Origin of the sequence: Nonomuraea ceibae (assembly GCF_019396325.1) — a bacterium.
Taxonomy (GTDB): Bacteria; Actinomycetota; Actinomycetes; order Streptosporangiales; family Streptosporangiaceae; genus Nonomuraea; species Nonomuraea ceibae.
The window spans coordinates 58,424-75,612 of sequence record NZ_JAHKRO010000025.1 but is presented as its reverse complement, the minus strand read 5'-3'; the positions used below and the strand labels follow the sequence as shown (position 1 = coordinate 75,612).

The 17,189-nt window shown below is 71.9% G+C and carries 16 protein-coding genes and 1 tRNA gene; 15 read left to right on the top strand and 2 right to left on the bottom strand.

Translation table 11 applies throughout. The annotated features are described in order from the left end of the window. Window positions 1–37: 37 nt before the first annotated feature. From KME80_RS18600 to KME80_RS18555, 10 genes are all read left to right on the top strand, one after another. Window positions 38–1,948: a TIGR03960 family B12-binding radical SAM protein gene (locus KME80_RS18600; RefSeq protein ID WP_219506879.1), complete on the top strand. Its 1,911-nt coding sequence runs from the start codon at window positions 38–40 to the stop codon at window positions 1,946–1,948. A gap of 166 nt (window positions 1,949–2,114) precedes the next feature. Continuing rightward, the gene (locus KME80_RS18595) at window positions 2,115–2,891 is read left to right on the top strand and encodes a TIGR03936 family radical SAM-associated protein (protein ID WP_308125822.1); all 777 of its coding nucleotides are present in this window, start codon (window positions 2,115–2,117) and stop codon (window positions 2,889–2,891) included. Window positions 2,892–3,026: 135 nt separating this feature from the next. After that, on the top strand, window positions 3,027–5,933 hold the full coding sequence (locus KME80_RS18590; protein ID WP_219506877.1) for an Rne/Rng family ribonuclease: 2,907 nt from the start codon (window positions 3,027–3,029) through the stop codon (window positions 5,931–5,933). Window positions 5,934–6,149: 216 nt separating this feature from the next. Then, complete coding sequence (rplU, locus tag KME80_RS18585) at window positions 6,150–6,452, top strand: 50S ribosomal protein L21 (RefSeq protein WP_049575732.1); 303 nt, start codon at window positions 6,150–6,152, stop codon at window positions 6,450–6,452. Between the two features lie 15 nt (window positions 6,453–6,467). Further along, entirely contained in the window at window positions 6,468–6,725 is a 258-nt protein-coding gene (gene rpmA / locus KME80_RS18580) for a 50S ribosomal protein L27 (RefSeq protein WP_049575729.1), read from the top strand. A gap of 101 nt (window positions 6,726–6,826) precedes the next feature. Then, the gene (obgE, locus tag KME80_RS18575) at window positions 6,827–8,179 is read left to right on the top strand and encodes a GTPase ObgE (RefSeq protein ID WP_219506875.1); all 1,353 of its coding nucleotides are present in this window, start codon (window positions 6,827–6,829) and stop codon (window positions 8,177–8,179) included. Between the two features lie 208 nt (window positions 8,180–8,387). Beyond that, on the top strand, window positions 8,388–9,503 hold the full coding sequence (gene proB / locus KME80_RS18570) for a glutamate 5-kinase (RefSeq protein ID WP_219506873.1): 1,116 nt from the start codon (window positions 8,388–8,390) through the stop codon (window positions 9,501–9,503). Between the two features lie 21 nt (window positions 9,504–9,524). Continuing rightward, a complete protein-coding gene (locus KME80_RS18565) occupies window positions 9,525–10,805 on the top strand; it encodes a glutamate-5-semialdehyde dehydrogenase (RefSeq protein WP_219506871.1) in 1,281 nt (426 codons plus the stop codon). A gap of 66 nt (window positions 10,806–10,871) precedes the next feature. After that, window positions 10,872–11,048, top strand: coding sequence for a hypothetical protein (locus tag KME80_RS18560; protein WP_219506869.1), 177 nt, complete (start codon window positions 10,872–10,874; stop codon window positions 11,046–11,048). Between the two features lie 91 nt (window positions 11,049–11,139). Beyond that, window positions 11,140–13,155, top strand: a complete 2,016-nt coding sequence (locus KME80_RS18555) for a serine/threonine protein kinase (protein WP_219506867.1) — start codon at window positions 11,140–11,142, stop codon at window positions 13,153–13,155. Window positions 13,156–13,227: 72 nt separating this feature from the next. Here the strand turns inward: KME80_RS18555 and KME80_RS18550 are convergent, their stop codons facing one another. Continuing rightward, window positions 13,228–14,250 carry a M48 family metallopeptidase gene (locus KME80_RS18550; RefSeq protein WP_219506865.1) on the bottom strand — a complete coding sequence of 341 codons (1,023 nt, stop codon included), beginning with the start codon at window positions 14,248–14,250 and terminating at the stop codon, window positions 13,228–13,230. 95 nt (window positions 14,251–14,345) lie between these two features. Here KME80_RS18550 and nadD point away from each other — a divergent pair, with 95 nt between their 5' ends. Continuing rightward, the gene (gene nadD, locus KME80_RS18545; protein WP_219506863.1) at window positions 14,346–14,966 is read left to right on the top strand and encodes a nicotinate-nucleotide adenylyltransferase; all 621 of its coding nucleotides are present in this window, start codon (window positions 14,346–14,348) and stop codon (window positions 14,964–14,966) included. Window positions 14,967–14,975: 9 nt separating this feature from the next. Here nadD and KME80_RS52755 read toward each other — a convergent pair whose 3' ends face one another. Next, window positions 14,976–15,521: a tyrosine-type recombinase/integrase gene (locus tag KME80_RS52755; protein WP_308125821.1), complete on the bottom strand. Its 546-nt coding sequence runs from the start codon at window positions 15,519–15,521 to the stop codon at window positions 14,976–14,978. Between the two features lie 21 nt (window positions 15,522–15,542). Here KME80_RS52755 and KME80_RS18535 point away from each other — a divergent pair, with 21 nt between their 5' ends. The 4 genes from KME80_RS18535 to KME80_RS18520 all read left to right on the top strand — a co-directional run bounded on the left by KME80_RS18535 (window position 15,543) and on the right by KME80_RS18520 (window position 17,158). Further along, window positions 15,543–15,842 (top strand): hypothetical protein, encoded by a 300-nt coding sequence (locus KME80_RS18535; protein ID WP_246645168.1) that lies wholly within the window; start codon window positions 15,543–15,545, stop codon window positions 15,840–15,842. A gap of 70 nt (window positions 15,843–15,912) precedes the next feature. Continuing rightward, complete coding sequence (rsfS, locus tag KME80_RS18530) at window positions 15,913–16,308, top strand: ribosome silencing factor (protein ID WP_219506860.1); 396 nt, start codon at window positions 15,913–15,915, stop codon at window positions 16,306–16,308. Further along, complete coding sequence (locus KME80_RS18525) at window positions 16,305–16,940, top strand: histidine phosphatase family protein (RefSeq protein WP_219506858.1); 636 nt, start codon at window positions 16,305–16,307, stop codon at window positions 16,938–16,940. Before rsfS ends, KME80_RS18525 begins: the two co-directional genes overlap by 4 nt. A 145-nt stretch (window positions 16,941–17,085) precedes the next feature. Continuing rightward, window positions 17,086–17,158: transfer RNA gene (locus KME80_RS18520), tRNA-Ala, on the top strand. The last annotated feature ends 31 nt before the right edge of the window (window positions 17,159–17,189 follow it).

Sequence of the window (17,189 nt, the reverse complement as noted above, 5' to 3'; positions counted from 1 at the left end):
TCCCGGCCACGGTACGGGTTTCGCTACCCTGGGTGTCATGCCTGTCGAGTCGATTTTTCCCCGCCTGGAAGCGCTGCTGCCCAAGGTGCAGAAGCCGATCCAGTATGTCGGGGGTGAGCTCAACTCGACGGTGAAGGACTGGGACTCCGCCGACGTGCGCTGGGCGCTCATGTATCCCGACGCGTACGAGGTCGGGCTGCCCAACCAGGGCGTCGCGATCCTCTACGAGATCCTCAACGAGCTGCCCGGCACCCTGGCCGAGCGCACCTACGCGGTCTGGCCCGACCTGGAGGCGCTCATGCGCGCCGAGGGCGTGCCCCAGTTCACCGTCGACGCCCACCGGCCGGTGCGCGCCTTCGACGTGCTCGGCCTGTCGTTCTCCACCGAGCTCGGCTACACCAACATGCTGACCGCGCTCGACCTGGCCGGGATCCCGCTGGTCGCCGCCGACCGGGGCGGCGACGACCCGATCGTGCTGGCGGGCGGCCACGCGGCGTTCAACCCCGAGCCGATCGCCGACTTCCTGGACGCGGCCGTGCTCGGCGACGGCGAGCAGATCGCCATCGCCATCTCGGAGGTCATCCGGGAGTGGAAGGCCGAGGGCAGGCCCGGCGGGCGCGACGAGCTGCTGATGCGGCTGGCCGAGTCCGGCGGCGTCTACGTGCCCAAGTTCTACGACGTCGACTACCACCCCGACGGCCGCATCAAGCGGGTCGCGCCCAACCGTCCCGACGTGCCGTGGCGGGTGCACAAGCACACGGTCATGGACCTCGACGAGTGGCCCTACCCGAAGAAGCCGCTGGTCCCGCTGGCCGAGACCGTGCACGAGCGGTTCAGCGTGGAGATCTTCCGCGGCTGCACCCGAGGCTGCCGCTTCTGCCAGGCGGGCATGATCACCCGCCCGGTGCGCGAGCGGTCGATCACCACGATCGGCGCGATGGTCGAGAACGGGATCAAGGAGTCCGGCTTCAACGAGGTCGGCCTGCTGTCGCTGTCGTCCGCCGACCACAGCGAGATCGGCGAGGTGGCCAAGGGCCTGGCCGACCGCTACGAGGGCACCAACACCTCGCTGTCGCTGCCCTCGACCCGGGTCGACGCCTTCAACATCGACCTGGCCAACGAGTTCTCCCGCAACGGGCGGCGCTCCGGGCTCACCTTCGCGCCCGAGGGCGGCTCCGAGCGCATGCGCAAGGTGATCAACAAGATGGTCACCGAGGAAGACCTCATCCGCACCGTCACCGCCGCCTACTCCCAGGGCTGGCGGCAGGTCAAGCTCTACTTCATGTGCGGGCTGCCCACCGAGACCGACGAGGACGTGCTCGGCATCGCCGACCTGGCCAAGAAGGTCATCCAGGCCGGTCGTGAGGCCACCGGCTCGCGCGACATCCGCTGCACCGTGTCCATCGGCGGCTTCGTGCCCAAGCCGCACACCCCGTTCCAGTGGGCGGGGCAGGCCGACCACGAGACCGTCGACCGGCGGCTCAAGGCGCTGCGCGAGTCGCTGCGCGGCGACAAGCAGTACGGCCGGGCCATCGGCTACCGCTACCACGACGGCAAGCCGTCCATCGTGGAGGGGCTGCTGTCGCGCGGCGACCGGCGGGTCGGCGCCGTCATCCGCGCCGTGTGGGAGGACGGCGGGCGCTTCGACGGCTGGAGCGAGCACTTCTCCTACGAGCGCTGGATGGCCGCCGCCGCCAAGGCCGGCGTCGACGTCGACTGGTACACCGTGCGCGAGCGCGAGGAGAACGAGGTCCTGCCGTGGGACCACCTCGACGCGGGGCTCGACCGCGAATGGCTCTGGCAGGACTGGCAGGAGGCCGTCTCCGGCGGCGAGGTCGAGGACTGCCGCTGGACCCCCTGCTACGACTGCGGCGTCTGCCCGACGATGGGCACCGAGATTCAAATCGGACCGACGGGTAAGAAACTCCTTCCCCTCACGGTGATCTAGCCGCGCTCGGTGGCCGCCCGGTGTCATGCCGTACATGATCCTGAGACGTGCAGGCGTCCGGGCGGCTTATCCTGAGATGAAGGAACTCTGACACGGGAAGGACGACAAGGCTCTGAAACCTGTTCCCGATGGGCCCCCGCCCGCGCCGACGGCGCAGCGCCTTCGCGTGCGCTACGCCAAGCGCGGACGCCTGCGCTTCACCAGTCACCGCGACATCTCGCGGGCCGTCGAACGAGCGGTCCGCCGTGCCGGCATTCCGGTGGCCTACAGCGCGGGTTTCTCGCCTCATCCGAAGATCTCCTACGCGGGAGCGGCGCCGACCGGCGTCGCCAGCGAGGCCGAATACCTCGAGATCGGCGTCACGACGCCGTGCGATCCGCAGCAGGTCAAACGTGACCTCGACGAGTCGCTGCCGCCTGGTCTCGACGTGCTCGACGTCGTCGAGGCGGCCCCCGGAGCGCTGGCCGACCGCCTGGAGGTCTCCGAGTGGGAGGTGCGGCTGCCCGGTGCCGACCGCGAGCTCGCCGAAGTCGCGGTGGAGAAGTTCCTCGCGGCGGGCACCGTGGAGGTCGAGCGCCTCACCAAGAAGGGCCCGCGCCGCTTCGACGCGCGGGAGGCCGTGCTGAGGCTCACGGCGCTGAGCGCCCCGGACTCGCAGGGATCAGAGGGAACAGACAGAACTGCAGCTCAGGTGGGCGGACAGTCGTGTGTCATACTGCGCATGGTTGTTCGGCACATGACTCCTGCCGTTCGACCCGACGATGTGCTCACAGGGCTGCGCCTTGTGGCCGACTTCGCGCCGCCGGTTCCCCCCGAGGTGACCAGGCTGGCGCAGGGGCCGCTCGACGCACGCACCGGTGCGCTTGCCGACCCGCTCGACCTGGACCGCGAGACTACGCGCGGCGGCGAGGCGGGACCGGCGGGTGAGCACGTCGCCGGTTAAGGAAGCGCCCTGCCGGGCGCTGCCGCTGACAGGACTTGGCGCCATGCCCCCGCGAGGGGGCGTGGCGGACAACGAGACACGAGAGCTCCTGCGCGGCGCGGCGACGCGCCCGGGAGCTGACGGGAGAGCGCCCGCATGCTCGACGAGAACGAGCCCAACGCCGGGGTCCAGGGCCCCGACGGGGAGACAACAGAACAGACCAAGGTGACCAAGCGCCGCGCGGCCAGCCGCCCGGCCGGGCCGCCGCCCGAGCTTCCCGAGACGCCGGCCGCCGCGCCGACCACCGGACCCATCACCGTGGTCGCCGCCCAGGCGGCCCCGTCGGTGGCGGAAGGGCGTCCCCTTCCGAGCACCGCCGCGCAGCGCGCCGCCGGACGGCCGGAAGACCTCATCGCCGCGCGGCCGGCCACGGCCGAGGTGACGAGCCCGGTCGAGGCCGCCGTGGCCCAGGCCGTCGAGGAGCCGGCCGGGCAGGACGCGCAGGCCGCCGAGGAGGCGGTCAAGCCCAAGAGGGCGACGCGGACCCGGTCGACCGCCACCACGACGCGCCGCCGTACGACCAAGAAGGCCGCCGAGGCGGCTGCGGACGGTGCCGAGGGCGCCGCCGAGGGTGCCGTGACGGCTCCTGAGGGTGCCGTGGCGGGCGCGGAGAGTGCCGTGGCGGTCCCCGAGACCGCCGCTGCCGCCGTGACGCCGGAGGCGGCCCCCGAGGCCGCGGAGGCGCCCGTCAAGCGCCGCCGCACCCGCAAGAAGGCCGAGCCCGAGGAGACCGTCGCGACCGCCCCCGCCGAGGCCGTCGCGGAGCCCGTCGAGGCCGTCGAGGCGGCCGAGGCGCCGGTCGAGCGCGCGGATGACGACATTCTGGAGATTCTGCCCGAGGACGAGCCCCTCGACGACGAGCCCGCCGGCGAGGACCTGGACGAGGAGGACCGGCCGAGCCTGCTGGCCGACCCGTTCGGGCTGACGGTGCGCCGCGAGGACCAGCCCGGCACCGCGTTCCAGCGGCCCGCCGCGATCTTCGCGCCGCTGTTCCAGGCGCCCGACCCGTCGCAGGCCAAGCCGGTGCGGCCGGAGCCCCAGCCCCAGCCCGCCGTCGAGGTGAGCGAGGACGAGGCCGAGGACGAGATCACCGCCGAGGACGAGGGCGACGACACCTCCGACGAGCAGGAGGAGGAAGAGGGCGCCGGTCGCCGTCGCCGCCGCCGCAGGGGCGGCCGCGGGCGCGGCAAGTCCCGCGAGCGCGACGAGTCCGACGAGGGTGACGAGGGCGAGGACGAAGGCGACGAGGAGCAGGGCGAGGAGCCCCAGGAGGAGGCCTCCAGCTCGCGCCGCCGCCGTCGCCGCCGCCGCAGGGGCACCGACGACGAGGGCGGCGAGACCACGCCCGACGACCCGCCCAACACGGTGGTGCGCATCCGCGCGCCCCGCTCGGGCCGCTCGGCCGCGCACGACACCTCCGCCGACGGCGTGCAGAGCGTCCGCGGCTCCACCCGGCTGGAGGCCAAGAAGCAGCGCCGCCGCGAGGGCCGCGAGCTGGGCCGCAGGCGCCCGCCGATCATCACCGAGTCGGAGTTCCTGGCCCGCCGCGAGTCCGTCGACCGGATGATGGTGGTGCGCCGCCAGGGCGACCGCACGCAGATCGCGGTGCTGGAGGACGGCGTCCTCGTCGAGCACTACGTCAACCGCGAGGCCAGCCAGTCCTACGTCGGCAACGTCTACCTCGGCAAGGTGCAGAACGTGCTGCCGTCGATGGAGGCCGCGTTCGTCGACATCGGCAAGGGCCGCAACGCCGTGCTGTACGCGGGCGAGGTGAATTTCGACACCGCCGGGCTGGAGGGCCAGCCGAAGCGGATCGAGTCGGCGCTGAAGTCCGGCCAGTCGGTGCTGGTGCAGGTCACCAAGGACCCGATCGGCCACAAGGGCGCCCGCCTGACGTCGCAAATCAGTCTTCCCGGCCGCTACCTGGTGTACGTGCCGGATGGGTCGATGACCGGCATCAGCCGCAAGCTGCCCGACAAGGAGCGCACCCGCCTCAAGAGCATCCTGAAGAAGGTCATGCCGGAGAACGCCGGCGTGATCGTGCGCACCGCCGCGGAGGGCGCCTCGGAGGAGGAGCTCGCCCGCGACGTGGCCCGCCTGTCGGCCCAGTGGGAGAACATCCGCAAGAAGGCCAAGTCGGCCAGCCCGCCCGAGCTGCTCTCGGCCGAGCCCGACCTGACCATCCGGGTGGTGCGTGACGTCTTCAACGAGGACTTCACCTCGCTGGTCGTCCAGGGTGACGAGGCGTGGGAGACGGTCGACGAGTACGTCAAGTACGTCGCGCCGCACCTGGGCGAGCGGCTGTCGAAGTGGGACCCCGGCCAGGGCGACGTGTTCGAGTCGTACCGGATCGACGAGCAGCTCGGCAAGGCGATGGAGCGCAAGGTGTGGCTGCCCAGCGGCGGCTCCCTGGTGATCGACCGGACCGAGGCGATGACCGTCGTCGACGTCAACACCGGCAAGTTCACCGGCCAGGGCGGCAACCTGGAGGAGACGGTCACGCGCAACAACCTGGAGGCGGCCGAGGAGATCGTCCGCCAGCTCAGGCTGCGTGACATCGGCGGCATCATCGTCATCGACTTCATCGACATGGTGCTGGAGTCCAACCGGGACCTGGTGCTGCGGCGGATGTTGGAGTGCCTGGCGCGCGACAGGACCAAGCACCAGGTGGCCGAGGTGACGTCGCTGGGCCTGGTCCAGATGACGCGTAAGCGGGTCGGTCAGGGCCTCCTGGAGGCGTTCTCGACCCCGTGCGACTGCTGCAACGGGCGTGGCCTCATCGTCTCCACGGAGCCGGTGGAGAGCAGGTCCGAGCCGCGGGGCACCCAGGGCAAGATGGCGGTGGAGAAGGCGGTCTCGGACAAGGTGTCCGCGGCCAAGGACTCCTCCGGTCGTGATACCGTGACCGGTGCGCTTGAAGACGTCCCGTCCGAGGACGACCAGGCAGGACAGACTTCCGGCAGGGGGCGGCGACGCTCTCGCCGAGCCAAGTCCGCCGACTAGTTCGGTGGGCTTCCGATGAATCGTCCGGTTCGCCTAGGGCCCCGGTCATCCGGTACTCTAGTCAACCGGTGCGTCAGGTGACGTGCCCTGTTGGCGCGCCCCCCGGTTCGTCGGTTCCGGATGAGCCGAATGACGGGCGCAGCATTCGGAGTCAGCGGCCATCCCGCACGGGATGGCCGAGGGATCGCAACAGTGAGTCAGTAGAAGGGTTCCGCGGTGTACGCGATCGTTCGTTGCGGCGGCAGGCAGCAGAAGGTCTCCGTCGGTGACGTCCTCGAGGTGGACAAGGTCGCCGGCGAGGTCGGCTCTTCGGTTTCGCTGCCGACGGTGCTCGTCGTCAACGACGGCGATGTGACCACGGAGGCGGGCAAGTTCACGGTCAGCGCCGAGATTCTCGGTGAGACCAAGGGCCCCAAGATCCGCATCCTCAAGTACAAGAACAAGACCGGTTACAAGAAGCGCCAGGGTCACCGCCAGCGGTACACCCAGGTGAAGATCACCGGTATCGACCAGGCCTGATCGGGAGTTTGAGAGATGGCACACAAGAAGGGCGCGTCGTCCACCCGGAACGGCCGCGACTCCAACGCTCAGCGCCTGGGCGTCAAGCGCTTCGGCGGCCAGCTGGTCAACGCGGGCGAGATCATCGTCCGTCAGCGTGGCACCCACTTCCACCCCGGCGACAACGTCGGCCGCGGTGGCGATGACACGCTGTTCGCGCTGGCCGCGGGCCACGTGCAGTTCGGCACCAAGCGCGGTCGCCGCGCGGTGAGCATCGTCCCGGTCGCGGAGTAAATCTCCAGCGCCACGGGTTGTACGAAGGGGTGGATCGTCTTCCGGTCCGCCCCTTCTTGCTGTTGTGAGACGCCCGTGAGGGCTGATGGAGGAGAAGCTGAATGCCGGACTTCGTGGACCAGGTGGTTCTGCACGTCAGGGCCGGTGACGGAGGAAACGGCTGCGCCTCCATCCACCGGGAGAAGTTCAAGCCGCTGGGCGGCCCCGACGGGGGCAACGGCGGGCGCGGCGGCGACGTGATCCTGGAAGTGGATCCCAGCACCGCCACGCTGCTCGACTACCACCGCCGCCCACACCGCAAGGCCGACAGCGGCAAGCAGGGGCAGGGCTCCAACCGCGACGGGGCCAACGGCGCCGACGTGATCCTGCCCGTGCCCAACGGCACCGTGGTCAAGGACGCCTCGACCGGCGAGGTGCTCATCGACCTCGTCGGCACCGGCACCCGCTACGTGATCGCGCAGGGCGGCCACGGCGGCCTCGGCAACGCGGCGCTGGCCAGCACCAAGCGCAAGGCGCCCGGGTTCGCGCTGCTCGGCGAGCCGGGCGACGCGCTCGACGTGATGCTGGAGCTGAAGAGCGTCGCCGACGTGGCGCTCGTCGGCTTCCCCAGCGCCGGCAAGTCGTCGCTGATCGCGGCGCTCAGCGCGGCCAAGCCGAAGATCGCCGACTACCCGTTCACCACGCTGATCCCCAACCTGGGCGTGGTGACCGCGGGGGAGACTGTGTTCACCGTCGCGGACGTGCCCGGGCTGATCCCCGGCGCCTCCGAGGGCAAGGGCCTCGGCCACGAGTTCCTGCGCCACGTCGAACGCTGCGACATGCTCGTGCACGTCATCGACTGCGCCACGATGGAGCCCGGCCGCGACCCGGTCACCGACTACGAGGTCATCGAGGCTGAGCTGCACGCGTACGGGAAGCTGGAGGGCCGGCCGCGCATGGTCGTGCTCAACAAGGCCGACGTGCCCGACGCCCGCGAGCTGGCCGAGCTGGTGCGCCCCGACTTCGAGGAGCGGGGGCTGCGCGTGTTCACCGTGTCCGCCGCCACGCACGACGGGCTGCGCGAGCTCACGTTCGCGATGGGCGAGTGGGTGGCCGCCGCCCGGGCGAACAGGCCGGTCGAGGAGCCGACGCGGCTGGTCATCAGGCCCAAGCAGCTCGGCGACACCGGGTTCAAGGTGCGCCGGGTCAACGAGAACATGTTCCAGGTCACCGGCGAGAAGCCCGAGCGGTGGATCCGGCAGACCGACTTCACCAACGACGAGGCCGTCGGCTACCTCGCCGACCGGCTGGAGCGGCTCGGCGTGGAGGAGGAGCTGGTCAAGGCCGGCGCCACCGCCGGGGCCGAGGTCGTCATCGGGTCGATGGAGAACGGCTACGTCTTCGACTGGCAGCCGACGCTCAATGCCGAGGCCGTCCGGCAGGGGCCGCGCGGCACCGACAGCCGGCTGGGGTGAGGATCTTCCGGGGGCGAGCCGCTACCCTCTGAGAGGACGCCCCCTCGTGAGGAGCATGGTCCCTTCGGGAGAGGTGCTGTCCCTTCCGAGGGGGCGTCTCCGTACGGGCCGCGCGCCCGTCTCCGCGCGCCCGTCCCCGCCCAGTGCCCGCGCTGTCCCCGCGCTGTGCCCGGGATGGGGGAGGGGCGGGCTCGGATAGGGTTTGAGCGTGCGGGAACGGATCAGCTCCGCGTCGCGGGTCGTCGTCAAGGTCGGCTCGTCGTCGCTCACCACCTCCCAGGGCATGATCGACGTGGACCGGGTCGACGCGCTCGTCGACGTGCTGGCCGCCAGGCGCGGCATCGGGACGCAGATCGTGCTCGTCTCCTCCGGCGCCATCGCCGCCGGGCTCGGCCCGCTCGGGCTGGCCGCGCGACCGCGTGACCTCGCCACCCAGCAGGCCGCCGCCTCCGTCGGCCAGGGCGTGCTGGTCGCCCGCTACACCTCCTCCTTCGCCCGCTACGGCCTGCGCGTCGGCCAGGTGCTGCTGACCGCCGACGACATGATGCGCCGCGCCCACCACGCCAACGCCCGGCGCACGCTCGACCGGCTGCTGGAGCTCGGCATCGTGCCGATCGTCAACGAGAACGACACCGTCGCCACCGACGAGATCCGGTTCGGCGACAACGACCGGCTGGCTGCGCTCGTCACCCATCTCACGCGCGCCGACGCGCTCGTCCTGCTCTCCGACGTCGACGCGCTGTACGACGGGCCGCCCAGCCGCAGCGGGTCGCGGAGGCTGGCGGAGATCCACGGCCCCGAGGACCTGGCGGGCGTCGAGCTGGGCAAGGGCGGCTCGGTCGGCACCGGCGGCATGGTCACCAAGGTGCAGGCGGCCAGGATCGCCACCGGCGCGGGCGTGCCCGTGGTGCTCACCGCCGCCGCCCACGCCGCCCACGCGCTGGCCGGGGCCGACGTCGGCACCTACTTCCACCCCGGCGGCCGCCACCCCGGCACCCGGCTGCTGTGGCTGGCGCACGCCACCACCGGGCGCGGCCGGCTGCACCTCGACGACGGCGCCGTCGAGGCGGTCGTGTCGCGGCGCAAGTCGCTGCTGCCGGCCGGGGTCACCTCGGTCGAGGGCGAGTTCGCCGCCGGCGACCCCGTCGACCTGTGCGCGCCGCGCGGCCGGGTGGTGGCGCGCGGGCTGGTCAACTTCGACGCCGGCGAGATCCCCGGGCTGCTCGGCCGCTCCACCCGTGACCTGGCCAGCGAGCTCGGTCCGGAATATGAACGCGAGCTGATCCACCGCGACGACATCGTCATACTGGAGACCCACAGCTGACGCCCTGATGAGGAGCACGCGATGTCCGAAGAGTTCCTGAAGGTCGCCCGCGCGGCACGTGAGGCCGCCGCCGAGCTGGCCCCGCTGCCGCGGGCGCCGAAGGACCGGGCGCTGCGTGCCGTCGCCGACGCCCTGGTCGCGCACGCCGCCGAGCTCGTCGAGGCCAACGCCGCCGACGTCGAGCGGGCCAGGGAGCAGGGCATCTCCGAGGCCATGATCGACCGGCTGCGGCTCGACGAGGCCCGCATCGGCGCGATCGCCGAGGCGGTGCGCCAGGTGGCCGACCTGCCCGACCCGGTGGGCGAGGTCGTCCGCGGCTCGACCCTGCCCAACGGGCTGGAGCTGCGCCAGCTCCGCGTGCCGCTCGGCGTCATCGGCATCATCTACGAGGGCCGCCCCAACGTCACCGTCGACGCCGCCGCGCTCTGCCTCAAGAGCGGCAACGCGGTGCTGCTGCGCGGGTCCTCCAGCGCCTACTCCTCCAACACGGCGCTGGTCGAGGTCATGCAGGAGGCGCTGGCCGGCACCGACGTCCCGGCGGGCGCGGTTCAGCTCGTGCCGGGGCAGACGCGCGACTCGGTCAAGGAGCTGATGCGCGCCCGCGGGCTGGTCGACGTGCTCATCCCGCGCGGCGGCGCGTCGCTGATCGACTCGGTGGTCGAGGAGTCGACGGTGCCGGTGATCGAGACCGGCGTCGGCAACTGCCACGTGTACGTCGACGCCGAGGCCGACGTCGACCTGGCCGTGCAGATCCTGGTCAACGCCAAGGCGCAGCGGCCCTCGGTGTGCAACGCCGCCGAGACGTTCCTGGTGCACGCCGACGTGGCCGACGCGTTCGTGCCCAAGGCGCTGGCCGCGCTCGCGGACGTCGGCGTGACCGTGCACGGCGACGACCGGATCGCCGGTTATGGCGAGGTGGTGCCCGCGACCGAGGACGACTACCGCGCCGAATACCTCTCGCTCGACATCGCCGCCGCCGTCGTCGGCTCGCTGGAGGAGGCCGTGGCCCACATCAGGCGCTACGGCTCCGGCCACACCGACGCCATCGTGACCCGCTCGCAGGGCGCCGCCCGCCGGTTCGTGTCGCTGGTCGACTCGGCCGCCGTCGCCGTCAACGCCTCCACCCGGTTCACCGACGGCGGCGAGTTCGGGTTCGGCGCGGAGATCGGCATCTCCACCCAGAAGCTGCACGCACGCGGCCCGATGGGGCTGCCCGAGCTCACCTCCACCAAGTGGGTCTACACCGGCGAGGGCCACCTGCGCACCGCCGAGGGCACGGTAATCCCCGGACCAGGATGCTGACCGGATCCGGTAGCGGGCGGTGTGTCGGCCGCTGACGCCCCGCGCGCGCCGCGTTGACTGGGGCCCATGGAGATCGTCATCGCCCTGGGCTCCGCGGCGGCCGTGCTGTTCGGCGCCGACCGGCTGATGCTCTGGCTGGAGAGGCACGGGCACGTCCGCTGGCGGCGCACGCGCCGCGTCCCGCCCGCGCAGCAGCCCACGGCCGGCCTCGACAGCCTGCTGTCCGAGCAATCGTCGCGATAAACCTGCGCGCGCTCCGGCGCGCCGCGGCCCTTCCTCCTGGCCTCGGCGCTAGGGTTGTATCCCTTATGGGCGCGCCGAGCGGGGAGGGACGGTGAGCAAGCTCGGCAAGGTCGGGCCATACACCCTCCTCGAGCGGCTTGGCCGGGGCGGCATGGGCGAGGTCTACCTCGCCAGCGCACGCCGCGGCGAGCGCGTCGCGCTGAAGGTGCTGCACGACCTCAACCAGGACGACTCCTCCCGCGTCAGGCTCGAACGCGAGGTGCGCGCGCTGCGCCGCGTCGAGAGCCCGTACGTGGCCACCGTCCTCGACGCCGATCTCGCGTGTGCCAGGCCCTACCTGGTCATGGAGCACATCGACGGCTCGACGCTGCTCGACCTGGTGCGCCAGGAAGGGCCGCTGGACCTGCCCCGGCTCATGCAGCTCGCGCAGGGCATCGCGGCGGCGCTGGCCATCATCCACGCGGCCGGGGTGGTCCACCGCGACCTCAAGCCCGGCAACATCATCATGGGCGCCGACGGGCCAGTGCTCATCGACTTCGGCATCGCGCAGGTGCTCGACGCGACCCGGCTCACGATGACCGGCACGTTCCTCGGCACGCCCGGCTACACCGCGCCGGAGATCTTCGCCGACGAGCAGGTCGACTCGCCCGCCGACGTGCACGCCTGGGCGGCGACGGTGGCGTTCGCGGCGACCGGGCGGCCGACGTTCGGGCGGGGGACGGCCGAGGCGCAGATGTACGCGGTCCTCAACGGGCAGGCCGACCTCAAGGGCGTGCCCGTGGCGCTGCTGCCGCTGGTGCGGGCCGCGCTCAACCGGGAGCCCGGCAAGCGGCCCACGGCGGCGCTGCTGGCAGACCGGCTGGCGCGGCTGGCCAAGGCCACCGGGGCCGATCCTGACGTCCGGGCCGCCGGGGACGAGGCCAAGGGGGCCGCCGCCCGCGCCCGTACGGGTGAGGACGGGTCGTCGCGGGGGCGGACGAACGACGAGGCCGCCGCGGCGCGGACGGAGGGCAAGGTGCCCGCGCCCCGGCGTACGGGCGTGGACGGGAAGGGCGGGCGCGGCCGTCCGGGGCTGGAGGGCAAGACGCCCGCGCCCCGCAACCGCGCGGGCGACACCCCCGTCCCCCGCAGCGCCTCCGGGGACGGCCCCCGTGGCCGGTCGGGAGACGCCGCCGCGCCCCGCGGCGGCACCGGCGACACACCGGTGCCGCGGAGCCGGGCCCAGGAGGGCACGGGGACGCGCAGGGGCGGGGAGGTGCCCGCGCCGCGCGGCCGGGCCGGGGACACGCCCGTTCCCCGCAACAGGGCGGGTGACGCGGCCGTTCCTCGCAACAGGGCGGGTGACGCGGCGGTTCCCCGGGGGCGGGCCGGGGAGGCGGCCGTTCCTCGGGGGCGGGGTGCGGAGGGGCCTGCGGCGGCGGTGCGGAGCCGGGGCGGCGACGGGAAGAGCGCCGTGGTGCGGAGCCGGGCCGACGACGGGAAGGTGGCAGCGGTCCGGAGCCGGGCCGGCGACGGCGTGAAGGCGGCCCGCTCGCGCGGCAGGGCGCAGGCGGGCGGCGGACGGCTCAGGTCCGAGACGGCGGCCACCACGCTGCCGGCGGGCAACACCGCGCTGCTGCTGCTCGCGGTGCTGGCCGTGCCGTGCGTGGTGGCGTCGGTGATGTGGCCGATCGCCTGCGTCGGCATCACCGCCGTGTTCGTGGTGCTGATCAGGACGTGCTGGATGAGCCACTGGATGGTCAGGAAACGCGCCTCACGGCGGGTGCGGGTGACGCTGCGGGTGCTGCTGTTCCCGTTCGCGCTGACGGGGGCGGCGACGACGGCGGCGGTCTGGCCCGGGGTGCCCGCGGCCGTGGCGGCGGGCGGTGCGCTGTGGATCACCGGGGGCGGCGAGATCGACTCCACCTGGTGGCAGCAGCCCGCGCCGGTGACCGCGGCGGGCGTGGTGTTCGGGATGTTGTGCGGTGGCATCACCGGGCGGGAGATCGAGCGGATCGGCGCCCGGCTGCCTGAGCTGCGCAGGGAAGGGCTGCGCGCACTGGCCGTGCTGGGCGGTTTCGTCGCCCTGTGCGCGGCTGCCGTGCGCGCGATCGCCCTGCTGCTGTGAGACCGCCGCTGAAAGACCGCGCGGTGAGAACGCAGGTGTTCGTGCGTGACGGACGGTGAGCCGGGCGGCGGGTCAGCCCTGGCCGCCGTCGCGGCGCGCGAAGCGGTTGAAGATGCGCTCGCCGGCGTTGACGGCGCCCTCGGCCACGTCGCGCAGGACGCCGATGAACGGGTCCTGGGACTCCGACCAGGAGCGGCGGTAGGACTCGGCGGCGGCCTTCATCTCCTCGGTGACGCGCGCGTTGGGGTCGTCCTCGCGGCGCGGGTAGTCGCCGCCGATGATGCGGTCGTACTCGCCGCTGCGCTGCCACTTGTCGAGCTCGGCCACGCGCACCACGGCGAACGGGTGGGTGGTGCCGAGCAGGTTGAGCACCTTGAGGAAGCCGTCGCGCAGGTCGCCGGCGGTGTCGTACTCGGCGTACTGCTCCAGGAACGCCTCGATGTTCATCTCGTGCGTGTAGTCGCCGCCGGCGAGCTTCATCAGCGCGCGCTTGGCGGCCTCGGGGTTCTGGCTGGTGAGCAGGCCGCCGCGGTCGGAGGAGAGCTCGGACTTGCGGTACCACTCCTCCAGGCCGGCCACGATCGCGCGCAGGCCGATGTAGCCGAGCGGGATCCAGGCGACGCGGGCGGCGAGGCGGGTGAGGATGTCGAGCATGGTGCGGTAGACCGCGTGGCCCGACAGGATGTGGGAGGTCTCGTGGCCGATGACGAAGCGCTGCTCCTCCTCGTTCATGAGGTTGAGCAGGCCGGTGGTCACGACGATGAACGGGTCGTCGAAGCCGATGGCCTTGGCCTGGACCTGCGGATCCTGCTGGACGTAGATCTCCGGGATGCGGTGCAGGTCGAGCGTGTAGGCGGCGTCGCGGCCCATGTCGTAGAGGGAGCGGAACTGGGTCTCGCTCACGCGCACGGCGGAGGCGAGATACATCAGGCGGAGACGCCGCTCGCTTACGAGGCCGGACATCTGCTTGAGCACCGTGTCGAACCCGCTCAACTTGCGCAGAGCGACCAGAGCCGACCGGTCTGCGGGGTGTTCGTAGGCACGGGAAGAGATGCCGGGCAGTTGGACGCGGCTGCGGTCCGGGGTGGTCGTCATGCCCGGCATGCTACGTCCGCAACCGGTGTGATGCGCGGTCATCATCGAGGGGGGTGCCCGCATGTTGGGGAGAGAGTCCGCGTAAGGTCCGTTTCATGATGAACGCGCCTGGTGTCCAGGGGAAGCGACGCGTGGGTGTTATGGGCGGTACGTTCGACCCCATTCACCACGGTCACCTGGTCGCGGCCAGCGAGGTCGCTCACCATTTCAATCTCGACGAGGTCGTGTTCGTGCCCACGGGCAGGCCGTACCAGAAGTCGGAGCGGGAAGTGTCCGCGCCCGAGGACCGCTATCTGATGACGGTCATCGCGACGGCGTCGAACCCGCGCTTCTCCGTCAGCCGGGTGGACGTGGACCGGCCGGGACCGACGTTCACCATCGACACCTTGCGGGACATCTCCCGGGTCTACGGGTCCGGGGTGGAGCTGTACTTCATCACCGGGGCCGACGCCCTCGGCGCCATCCTCGGCTGGCAGGACGCCGAGGAGCTGTTCGACCTGGCGCATTTCGTCGGCTGCACCCGGCCCGGGCACACGCTGCACGACCCCGGGCTGCCCGAGGGGCGCGTGACGCTGCTGGAGATCCCGGCCCTGGCGATCTCGTCGTCGGAGTGCCGGCAGCGGGTCGAGAAGGGCGAGCCCATCTGGTATCTCGTGCCGGACGGCATCGTGCAGTACATCAACAAACGCGGGCTCTACTCGCGGGCAGAGGACTGACTAGGGCTTTCATCGGCAGTCCATTGGGATGGGCACATCGGCGCAGGCAGCGGCCCTGGCTTGATCATCTGCGTCTGGCCACAGGTGCGCGTAGATGTTCAGCGTCGTCACGGCCGAACTGTGGCCCAGCAGGTGCTGAACGGTCTTGACGCCTTCGCCGTACCGGATGAGGGCCGCGGCGTAGGTGTGGCGGCAGACGTGCGGCCCGGTTCCTTGCCGCCCGGTGCCGGGCCGCCCAGGACACCGATGAGCCATCGCACGGTCGGGAACAGCGTCCGCGAGCGCCATGACGGTCCGCACGTCCAGCGGCGTGATCCGCTTCGTCTCCAGGGCGGGCAGCCGGATGCCGACGCGCGGCGAGTGCCCGACGACGACCCGGTCCCGGACCCAGATCTGCGAGGGGCGAAGGTTGCTGGTCCTCACGTCGCCGGAGCCGTGCTGGGCCAGCGCGGGGATGATGGAGCGGTGGATCTTCCAAGCCTGGCGCATCAGCGCCTGATGGCGGTCACCGCGGCCCTGTTCACCCACGGGGCCGATGCTTCCGAACTCCTGCACCTATGGCTCCGCCTGGAGACGGTGACCGTCGTGGTCCGTGTCGCAGCTGACTGGACGTTCCGCATCACGCCGGGCGAACCGGGAGAGAGCTACACGATGCCGGAGCTCGGTAGTCGCGTCGACATCGTCCCCGCCTCCGCGGCGGTTCCCTTCGTGCGGCATGTCGGGGAGCGGCTTGTGCGCGTGGTCGAGGAATCCGATGTCGAGGACCCCGACCGGTGTGTGGGGGCGGAGTTCGTCTTCGAGACGGGAAGTGTGGCCGCGTGGAGTTTCGGAGGTGACCTCCACCTGGCTGGCGGTGAGCCGCGAAGACCAGCGTGAGGCGGGGCGGCTGAAAAGGGTACCCTCAACATAAGGGCATGTTGCCGACACAGGAGGACCGACCCGCATCGTGACAGCATCCGACAGAGCCGTCCAGCTCGTGCAGATCGCCGCCGAGGCGGCCGCCGACAAGCTGGCCGACGACATCCTCGCCTACGACGTCAGCGAGCAGCTCGTCATCACCGACGCCTTCCTGCTCTGCTCCGCCACGAACGATCGCCAGGTCCGCGCCATCGTCGACGAGATCGAAGACAAGCTGCGCACCGAGGCCGACGCCAAGCCCGTCCGCCGCGAGGGCGAGCGCGAAGGCCGCTGGGTGCTCCTCGACTACATCGACATCGTCGTGCACGTCCAGCACGAGGAGGACCGCACCTTCTACGCCCTGGAGCGGCTGTGGAAGGACTGCCCGGCCATCGGCCTGCCGGAGAGCGTGATGCAGGCCAACATCCAGAGGGCCCGCACTTGAGCAAGCGCATCGTCTGCCTCAGGCACGGGCAGACCCTGTGGAACGTCGAGCACCGCTTCCAGGGCCATTCCGACATCCCGCTCGACGAGACCGGGATCGCCCAGGCGGCCCGGGCGGCCTCGCTGCTCGCCTCGCTCCGGCCCACCCTCATCGTCTCCTCCGACCTTCAACGGGCCAACGAGACGGCCCTCGCCCTGGGCCGGATCGTCGGCCTGGAGGTCGGCGTCGACAAGGACTTCCGCGAGCGCGGCGGCGGTCAGTGGGAGGGCCTGACCCGCGAGGAGATCGCCGCCCGCTGGCCTCAGGAGTACGTCAACTGGGAGGCGCCCGACGGCGAGGCCGTGCCGGACGTCGCCGCCCGGGTGGGCGCCGCGATGCGCCGCTGGGCCGCCAAGCTCGACGACGACGGCCTGCTCGTCGTCGCCTCGCACGGCGCGGCGCTGCGGCTGGGCATCTGCGAGCTGCTGGGGTTGCCGCAGGAGTTGTGGTCGGCCATCGGCGGGCTCGGCAACTGCTCGTGGTCGGTGCTGGAGGAGGGCCGCCGGGGCTGGCGGCTGCTCGAGCACAACGCGGGCACGCTGCCCGAGCCGATCAGCAGCGACGACAGTCCCGACGCGGAGGGCCGGCGCTGACGCGGTCCGCCGGCGTGACGGCGCCGGCGGTCTTCGGCGTGCCCCCAGACGGCGTGGGCAGCGCGGGCAGCCGCGATTATGCGAATCCCGCGGATGGCTATATGCTCTCCGAGCGCCGCAAAGAGCACACTCCGCGCGGTGACCAGGGGCTATGGCGCAGTTGGTAGCGCGCCTCCATGGCATGGAGGAGGTCTGGGGTTCGAATCCCCATAGCTCCACCCCTCAGCACGTTTCCCAGCCCGTCATCGT